The sequence below is a fragment of the Treponema sp. UBA753 genome (assembly GCF_002297325.1).
Lineage (GTDB): Bacteria > Spirochaetota > Spirochaetia > Treponematales > Treponemataceae > Treponema_D.
Genome location: NZ_DBKJ01000110.1, coordinates 1 through 2015 on the forward strand (window position 1 = coordinate 1; position 2015 = coordinate 2015).

At 39.9% G+C, this 2015-nt stretch carries 2 protein-coding genes; both read left to right on the top strand.

All coding sequences use genetic code 11. The features are described from left to right. Positions 1-339, top strand: a 339-nt coding sequence (locus tag B4C08_RS08940) for a hypothetical protein (RefSeq protein WP_296664616.1), incomplete at its 5' end; no start/stop codon positions are given. 103 nt (positions 340-442) lie between these two features. After that, positions 443-1939, top strand: coding sequence for an acyl-CoA carboxylase subunit beta (locus B4C08_RS08945; RefSeq protein WP_296664618.1), 1497 nt, complete (start codon positions 443-445; stop codon positions 1937-1939). Positions 1940-2015 lie beyond the last annotated feature (76 nt).

The following is a 2015-nucleotide window of genomic DNA, read 5'->3' on the forward strand; positions in this document are numbered from 1 at the left end:
GAAAAAAAAGAATACAATGTTGAATTCTTTATTTTTGATTCGCTTGGAGAAGACAACCTTTGTGTTTCGCTTCAAAAAGAAAAAGTTTCCTTGGAATTTAAAAAAGACCGCTGGATTATTTTTGATATTCAAACTGAAATTGAAAGCAACTTCTTGGAATTCAGCGATTTAAAGGTGGAATATTTTACTGCAATGGAAAAATGCGGCGGAGATGTTTTTACCTGCGCTTCTGTTTTGCGTCAAGAATATGATTTTATTCCTTCAGATCAAGAAATCAAAGATGCTGAAAAATATGTGGAAGAACAAAGCCTTGTATTTGTAAAACCTGCCAGCAAATGAAATGACAGTTTTACGTTTTTTGTCATATTGACTTTAGAAAACATTCACGATATTATAAGAAAACAGTTGCAAAAAAAGCATCGTTTTGTTTTTTGGAGGAAATATGGCTTCTAATTATAATCTTGAAAAACAGCACGCAAAGGGAAAATTTCACGCTATTGAAAGAATCAATAATCTTTGCGACAAAGACTCATTTTATGAAATCTATTCAGCCGCTCGTCATACTTGCACAAGCTTTGGAATGGACAAAAAAGAAATTCCTTACGACGGTGTAATTACTGGCTTTGGAAAAATTAACGGAAAAAAAGTTGCCATTTATGCTCAGGATTTTACAGTTCAGGGCGGCTCTCTTGGAAAAGTTCATGGGCAGAAAATTGCGGAGCTTATAGACAAGGCGATTATGGCAAAGTGTCCGGTTATCGGTCTTAACGATTCAGGCGGTGCGCGTATTCAGGAAGGCGTTGATGCTCTTTGTGGTTACGGCGAGCTTTTTTATCAGAATGTGCGTGCCTCTGGAACTGTTCCGCAGATTTCAATTATTGTAGGACCTTGCGCTGGCGGTGCTGTTTATTCACCTGGAATCACTGATTTTATTTTTGCGGTTGATACAATCAGCCAAATGTTTATCACAGGACCAAAAGTTGTAAAAAGTGTTCTTTCGCTTGATATTTCTGCGGAAGATTTGGGTGGCGCTTCCATTCATGCACAGAAAAGCGGTGTTGCGCATTTTAGAGCTTCTTCAGAACCTGAATGCTATGAAGCTGTAAGAAAACTTTTGGATTACATTCCGCATTATTACGGCGAAGAAATTGTTGCTGAAGCAAAATTCAAGTTTGACGAAAAGAAAAAGGCAAAGAAAATTGCAGAGGCTCTTCCAGAAGAAAGCAAAAAAGGCTACGACATCCGCAATGTAATTGACTGCGTTGTTGATGACGACAGTTTCTTTGAAGTGATGAAAGAATTTGCACAGATGGCGGTTGTTGGCTTTGCAAAAATTGAAGGAAAATCTGTTGGCGTTGTTGCAAACAATCCGGCTGTCTGGGGCGGACTTTTGAACTGCGATGCTTCTGACAAGATTGCACGCTTTGTACGCTACTGCGACGCTTATAATGTTCCGCTTGTTACTTTTGTTGATGTTCCAGGATTTTTGCCTGGTCCTGATGAAGAGCAAAAGGGAATTATCCGTCATGGAGCAAAAGTAATCTACGCATACAGCGAAGCGACTGTTCCAAAAGTTACAGTTATTACACGCAAGGCTTACGGCGGAGCTTACATTGCAATGTGCTCAAAGCATCTGGGCGCGGACTTTGTTTATGCTTGGCCAAAAGCTGAAATTGCGGTAATGGGTGCAGAAGGCGCTCTTGGAATTCTTTACGCAAAGGAAATGAAAGATCCTGCTCAGGCTGCTCTTGTTGCACAAAAGTCTCAGGAGTACAAAGATACAATTATGACTCCGACAATTGCGGCTCAGCGTGATTATATCAGCGAAATTATAAATCCTGAAGAAACAAGACAACGTGTTGCCCATAGCCTTGAATTCCTTGCTCAAAAAACACAGAATTCAGCTCCTGCCAAAAAACACGGAAACATTCCGCTTTAATAAAAATTGTCCGTGGCTCGCTTTGCCGGGCTGCGGAACTTAAATAGCCTGAAATTCGAGTTTTGATAAGAACAGT

What these genes read in the sequence shown, in the direction of transcription:
- B4C08_RS08945 (WP_296664618.1), top strand. Translation starts at nt 443, where the DNA reads ATGGCTTCTAATTATAATCTTGAAAAACAGCACGCAAAGGGAAAATTT.